Raw genomic sequence first — 5,389 nt, 5'->3', positions numbered from 1 at the left:
AATAATTTATAAGTCTACAATTATACATTGCTCTGCCAATTTTAGCAATCTTTTCCTATCATTCAACACTTCTGCATCCAAAGTCGCCAGAGATGATATTTTTTCAAATCCAGATAGCTCTGCTAGCGCTTCATACCGCAAGTCATTTTCAGCATAAATTAGCAGCCTCTCCTCTAAAGTAGTTGCCTGTAATTGGCTCAACAGTTTGCCGCGCAGTGCCACTAATTCTGTGAGAGTTTCGTACCACAAACCGTGTTTAGCCAAGAGCAAAACCCGCTCCCTTAGAGATGCTGTTTCTAGCTGAACCAAAATTTCTGGTTTCATTGCCACCCGCTCAACCCACCCGTGACGGGAGATATTCCCGCACAAAAAGCACCATTGATACTTCTTGCCAGTTTCCAGAGGAGGTGAATTGGGCGGCAAGGAAAAACTCGCAATTCCCGCTGCTTTTTCTAGCTCAAAAACTGTTCGGAAAACTACCTGTTGCTGTTCGTCTCGCAGCACAAACTCAAAGGGAATGTCATCAGGCAATGAAGCCGGCAAGTACAGCCAAAAAGTCGGATGTGCGATCGCTGTCAACCCTAAATTTGTAGCGGGAATCAGAGCTAAAAAGTTGTGAGGATCGCGGCTGCCTGCGTCTTTGCGATCGCCCGGTGCTCCGCGCGCGGGCGGATCGTATGCGAGTACCTGTGGCAGCAAATTCGGTTCCCCCGATGAATCAGCGAGCATCGCTGCCAATCCAGGTTGAACCATTGTTAAAGCCACAAGCACATTAAGCGCCACCTGCTGTAGGAGCAGTTTTGTTACATTCATAAAATATCCGCCAAGTAGAGGTGTAAAATCTCAGTTCGCTCCAACTGCACCCTGAAAATAATCTTGCCAGATTTTTTATGCTAGCGTCTATAGTTTCGCGTAAATTTTTTAGTATATTTCCCCAATAAAATTCCGCGATCCCGGCTCCAGCAACCTCTACCTTAAAATGAAACAACTCAACCCAAACCCATAGCATCATTTTCACATACTAATAATTTACCTTTCCCCTGATAATACCAAACATAACCCTCCCCGCCACCTTTGCCAAAATGACCTAATTTTCGATAATCTTCTTCAATTCCCTTGGTAAATCCTTTAACCAAATCGCAATCAGCTATCAAAGTTTCACCTTGTTTGAGTTCGACAATCTTAGCCGGTGAACTTGTAGCTGCTACAACAGTAGCTTTTTGCTCGCGCAAAGCTGTAACAGCAATTCTCCACCTACCGTCATTAGAAGCAGCCACTTGTCGGAATTTCAGTTTTTTAGCACCGATAACTACATTGTCCGAACAAAACTGAAATATACCATCATCAAACTCCCACTGCTCCGCATCCAAAAGCTCGATCGGCGTATAATGCAGGAAATTACCTTTTTGTCTCGGTTCCAGTTTCACCGTACCAGTCCCTTGATATACGGGAGCGTTGTAGTCCATTTCCGTTGTCAAAGATACCCACATATCTTTCAAACGGTTATCCGTTTTATAAACACCGGAAGTCAATTTCCCCATACACCAATGCAGCGCACCTTTTTGAATTATCACTCCCGAATTGTTCAAGTTAATTTCTACTTGCTGAACGAGGGGAATATTCTTAGTGGGATGGTAAAACTTATTGGTTTCAGGATTGATGTTATTTTGGATGTACCACAAATCCGTTGGTTCCAAAACTTGGATTTCGTATTTCATAATATACCTCGCGTATTTACTTGAAATGTGTTAAACATTTGACCCGTGATTTGGGACTTCCCCGCTCCCGGACTTATCTTGTGAAATTTATCTTTTGCAGACATCCTCTGCTACTGTTAAATTATCTAGCTATCTTAGCAATAGCAGACAGCGCCCCTCCACAATTGTTGAGAAAAATTTATGCCTGCGATCGCACAATCTCCCAATTTACCCATTTTACAAGAAATCAACTCAGGATTGCCCAATATTTGCGGCTCCGAAGCAGAAATCAGTGCCGCAGCTAATACCAACGAACCTGTCTTTCTACCTAACACAAATCTGCGCATCGAAAATATTCAAGCCGGATTCGCCTGCGCCCTCCATATGCACCAACCGACAATTCCTGCCGGTGCAAACGGCGAACTGATCTGCAATCTCCAGCATATGTTTGAACATCCCAACCAAGGAGACAATCACAACGCCGGAGTCTTTGCTTGGTGCTATTCCCGCATGGGAGAATTTATTCCCCAACTGGTTGCCGAAGGCTGCAACCCGCGAATTATGCTCGACTATTCGGGCAACTTATTGTGGGGATTGCGCCAAATGGGACGCGACGATATCTTTGATAATCTCAAGCGGATTACCTGCGATCCTCAATATCAACCTCACGTAGAATGGCTGGGGACAATGTGGAGTCACGCCGTCATTCCCTCAACTCCAATTCCCGACATCAAACTCCAAATTCAAGCATGGCAACATCATTTTGCAGCCATTTTTGGGTTGGATGCCCTGAAGCGCGTCAAAGGTTTTTCGCCCCCAGAAATGCACTTTCCCAATCACCCAGATACACTGTACGAATACATCAAAGCTTTGAAAGAATGCGGCTATCGCTGGCTGATGGTGCAAGAACATTCTGTAGAAAATCCCGACGGTTCGGGATTGTCGCAAAACCAAAAATATATTCCCAACCGTTTAGTTGCCCGCAATTCTCGCGGCGAAACAATCAGCATCACGGCTTTGATTAAAACCCAAGGTTCGGATACGAAATTGGTGGGTCAAATGCAGCCGTATTACGAAGCAAAAGGACGCAATAAACAGCAAATTGGCAGTGTCACAGTTCCTTCTTTAGTTACTCAAATTGCCGACGGCGAAAATGGCGGCGTGATGATGAATGAATTTCCCAGCGCCTTTGTCAAAGCTTGGCACGAAAACCGCGAACAAGGCGGCGGAAAATCCGGTGTTGTTGGTTTAAACGGCACTGAATATTTGGAGATAATTGAAGCGGCGGGGGTTAATCCTGATGATTATCCGATTTGTCAGGGGATTAACCAGCACAAAATCTGGCATTTAGTCGATCCCGATAGTGCTACACCGGAAAAGGTAGAAAGTGCGATCGCCCAACTCAAGCAAACCGACCATAATTTTCACATGGATGGTGCTTCTTGGACTAACGATTTGAGTTGGGTCAAAGGCTACGAAAATGTCTTGGAACCGATGAATTTACTCAGCGCTGCATTTCACAGAAAATACGACCCGCTGGTGCTGCAAGATGCAGCAGTTACCAAGCAGTTTGAATACCAGCAAGCTTTGCTTTACAACTTGCTGCTACAAACAAGCTGTTTCCGGTATTGGGGACAGGGAACTTGGACTGATTACGCGCGGGAACTTTACAACCGCGGCGCTGCTTTAATGAAGTAGCAGAATTTATCGTAGGGTGCCGCGAGAACACACTGTTTGAGCAGCATCAAATATCCGCGCTGACGCACCCTACACCTAGAAAGCTTGATTGATAAAGAGAGGACTAAAGTCCTCACTACAAACACGGATTTACCAATTACTGCCTACATTTCCTGCATCAGCCGCAAATAATTTTGCCGCATCTGCGTCATATTTTCCATCATTCTATTAGCCATATCTTTCTCAACATCGCTCATTTGCTGCCAAAATAAAGCCGATCGCCTCGCCATAATTGCTTCTTCCCACAACATCTCCAAAAGTTGCGCCGCCATTGGGTTTTCAGCATCGATAATCCCACACAATTGCTCGAAGGCCCGGTTAGCTTCGGTGTGAGTGCTAACATCCTGAACCAGGGTTAGGCATTTCTTGAGTTGTACGATCGGATTTTCAGAAGAGTAAGCCATAATTCCACTAAGATAAGCGACAAAATTTACACTGATACCTTTGACATTACTAGAGTTGTGACACAGCGGTAGAGTTCCCTACATACCACCGCCAAGGCAAATCCATTCCTTGAGAAATCCCGATCCGCGTAGTTTGCACAAAATTTATTGTACCCTCCTCCACAGCTTGCTGAAAGCGATCGCTCCGGTGTTCCAAGCGCAGCGGTTGGCCTGCACCCAAGGGAAAACCGCTTAAAGTTCGATCGATCTTCAGTACCTTACACAGTTTCCCAGGCCCGGCGGCGAGGCGCGATCGCTTCTTCTCGGGAATTCCAGCGAATTCTTGGGGAACCGCATCTACCTGCAAAGCTCGAATCAGCACAGCACTAGCAACTCCATCTGCATCCGTCACCACGTTAAAACAGTGATACATCCCGTAGATTAGGTAAACGTAGCTGATACCCGCAGGCCCGAACATCACCTCATTGCGAGGAGTGCGCTGTCGGTAAGCGTGACAAGCGGGGTCTCCCGGGCCGTAAGCTTCGGTTTCGACAATAATTCCCCGAATTGTCTCGCCGTCAGGAAACTGCCGCACCAGCGAGCATCCCAGCAAATCTGGCGCTACGCTGGTAGATGGCCGCGCCAGCCAAAAAGATTCTACAATCTGAGTATTTGCACTCACTCAATAACAGCAGGTAAATTATGGACGTTAAGTTAGTTTTAGCAGTCTTGACAGCAGTTTTCACCGTTTGCTGTCTGTTCTTCGGCACAAAAAACGGATTCTACGATACTGACAAGTATCACGGTAACGGTTCTGCTCACTAATTTTAGGCGTGCAGTTAATTTCTTAAAAAACCGCTGCCTGTTTTTTAGGCAGCGGTTTTCTTTCGATTAAATCGATTTAAACAGTATTTGCTACTCTTACTAAGGGTGAATTTTGCCATCTGGCATTTGAGCTTCTTGCAAGCTAGCATTCGATAAGTCAGCGCATCCCATGAGGTTAAAACGCATTGTCGCCCCTCGATCCGTTGCTTTCATCTTGAAACCAACTACTGCATTTTCTGGGTTATTCTGTTCGGGAACAGCCGTGACATTAAAATCCATATTTGCTTCTTTTTCATTAGCCTCAAGGTTGAAAGTGATACCAGCACAGCCCAAATCAGCTCCCGTCAGGTTGGCTCTATTTAAGTTGGCATTTTTGAGGTTGGCATTTGCCAATTTTGCTCCTGATAAGTTAGCACCTTCTAGGTTGGCTCCCTGCAAGTTGACTCCTTGCAAATCTAATCCTTTGAGGTTGGCATTGCTGAAATTGCATTCGGGACACTGTTTTGTTTGCAGCAATTCCTTGACTTGGTTTTGTTGATTTGAAAAAGTTAGATATTTTGCCACAGTAAATACAACTGCGATGGACAATCCAGCAGTAAATAAATTCTTTAATTTCATAAATATCCGAAAAGCTGCGGGGGCTTTCTATCGCGGTTAATAGATTTCTACAATAAGCTGTTGCACATTTAAACTGTGATACAAGCATTACCCTTATTTTTGATTTTGCGACTCCATTTAATTATTAAT

The 5,389-nt window shown here is 45.0% G+C and carries 7 protein-coding genes; 2 read left to right on the top strand and 5 right to left on the bottom strand.

Going from position 1 to position 5,389, the window contains the following annotated elements; translation table 11 throughout:
• Positions 1-6: 6 nt before the first annotated feature.
• Both QUA13_RS31200 and QUA13_RS31195 read right to left on the bottom strand, forming a co-directional pair.
• Positions 7-813 (bottom strand): DUF928 domain-containing protein, encoded by an 807-nt coding sequence (locus QUA13_RS31200; RefSeq protein WP_333204806.1) that lies wholly within the window; start codon positions 811-813, stop codon positions 7-9.
• 176 nt (positions 814-989) lie between these two features.
• Positions 990-1,718 (bottom strand): AIM24 family protein, encoded by a 729-nt coding sequence (locus QUA13_RS31195; RefSeq protein WP_333204804.1) that lies wholly within the window; start codon positions 1,716-1,718, stop codon positions 990-992.
• Positions 1,719-1,898: 180 nt separating this feature from the next.
• Here QUA13_RS31195 and QUA13_RS31190 point away from each other — a divergent pair, with 180 nt between their 5' ends.
• Positions 1,899-3,395 (top strand): glycosyl hydrolase family 57, encoded by a 1,497-nt coding sequence (locus QUA13_RS31190; RefSeq protein ID WP_333204802.1) that lies wholly within the window; start codon positions 1,899-1,901, stop codon positions 3,393-3,395.
• Positions 3,396-3,538: 143 nt separating this feature from the next.
• Here the strand turns inward: QUA13_RS31190 and QUA13_RS31185 are convergent, their stop codons facing one another.
• Together QUA13_RS31185 and QUA13_RS31180 are read right to left on the bottom strand one after the other, a co-directional pair.
• A complete protein-coding gene (locus QUA13_RS31185) occupies positions 3,539-3,838 on the bottom strand; it encodes a hypothetical protein (protein WP_333027404.1) in 300 nt (99 codons plus the stop codon).
• Positions 3,839-3,887: 49 nt separating this feature from the next.
• Positions 3,888-4,499: a DNA-3-methyladenine glycosylase gene (locus QUA13_RS31180; RefSeq protein ID WP_333204800.1), complete on the bottom strand. Its 612-nt coding sequence runs from the start codon at positions 4,497-4,499 to the stop codon at positions 3,888-3,890.
• A gap of 20 nt (positions 4,500-4,519) precedes the next feature.
• Here QUA13_RS31180 and QUA13_RS31175 point away from each other — a divergent pair, with 20 nt between their 5' ends.
• A complete protein-coding gene (locus QUA13_RS31175; protein ID WP_006633228.1) occupies positions 4,520-4,642 on the top strand; it encodes a hypothetical protein in 123 nt (40 codons plus the stop codon).
• A 99-nt stretch (positions 4,643-4,741) separates the two neighbouring features.
• Here the strand turns inward: QUA13_RS31175 and QUA13_RS31170 are convergent, their stop codons facing one another.
• On the bottom strand, positions 4,742-5,260 hold the full coding sequence (locus tag QUA13_RS31170; RefSeq protein WP_333204799.1) for a pentapeptide repeat-containing protein: 519 nt from the start codon (positions 5,258-5,260) through the stop codon (positions 4,742-4,744).
• Positions 5,261-5,389: the final 129 nt, after the last annotated feature.

This window comes from Microcoleus sp. S28C3 (assembly GCF_036700785.1).
Lineage (GTDB): Bacteria > Cyanobacteriota > Cyanobacteriia > Cyanobacteriales > Microcoleaceae > Microcoleus > Microcoleus asticus.
This window is presented reverse-complemented; position numbering and strand designations above follow the sequence as displayed.

Coding starts and splice junctions, on each gene's coding strand:
- QUA13_RS31200 (WP_333204806.1), bottom strand. CDS start 813: ATGAATGTAACAAAACTGCTCCTACAGCAGGTGGCGCTTAATGTGCTT.
- QUA13_RS31190 (WP_333204802.1), top strand. CDS start 1,899: ATGCCTGCGATCGCACAATCTCCCAATTTACCCATTTTACAAGAAATC.
- QUA13_RS31170 (WP_333204799.1), bottom strand. CDS start 5,260: ATGAAATTAAAGAATTTATTTACTGCTGGATTGTCCATCGCAGTTGTA.
- QUA13_RS31175 (WP_006633228.1), top strand. CDS start 4,520: ATGGACGTTAAGTTAGTTTTAGCAGTCTTGACAGCAGTTTTCACCGTT.
- QUA13_RS31185 (WP_333027404.1), bottom strand. CDS start 3,838: ATGGCTTACTCTTCTGAAAATCCGATCGTACAACTCAAGAAATGCCTA.
- QUA13_RS31195 (WP_333204804.1), bottom strand. CDS start 1,718: ATGAAATACGAAATCCAAGTTTTGGAACCAACGGATTTGTGGTACATC.